Below are 409 nucleotides of genomic sequence, written 5' to 3' on the forward strand. Positions count from 1 at the left end.
AGAGCACCACCCTGTCGATGCTCGCTGGCTTTGAAACGCCGAGCAGCGGCGAGATCCTGGTGAGTGGGCAATCGCTGGTCAACGTGCCGCCGCACAAGCGTGATATCGGCATGGTGTTCCAGAACTACGCCTTGTTTCCGCATATGACCGTGGCCGAAAACCTGGCATTCCCCTTGTCTGTGCGCGGCTTGAGCAAGACCGACATCAGTGAGCGGGTCAAGCGCGTACTGAGCATGGTTCAGCTCGACGCCTTCGCCCAGCGCTACCCGGCGCAATTGTCCGGGGGCCAGCAACAGCGGGTGGCATTGGCCCGGGCGCTGGTGTTCGAGCCGCAACTGGTGCCGATCATCGAAAAACGGCCCCACTTCTCGCCGCCCTGTACCGACTCCAGCAGATAGGTGTTCGGCTC

Annotated in this window: 1 pseudogene; it reads left to right on the plus strand. The window is 62.1% G+C overall.

Annotation, left to right across the window (positions count from 1 at the left end):
• A pseudogene (locus AC0L20_RS40020) lies at window positions 1-341 on the plus strand (ABC transporter ATP-binding protein); the annotation flags it as partial.
• Window positions 342-409 lie beyond the last annotated feature (68 nt).

Source organism: Bradyrhizobium sp. Kon58, assembly GCF_055807455.1.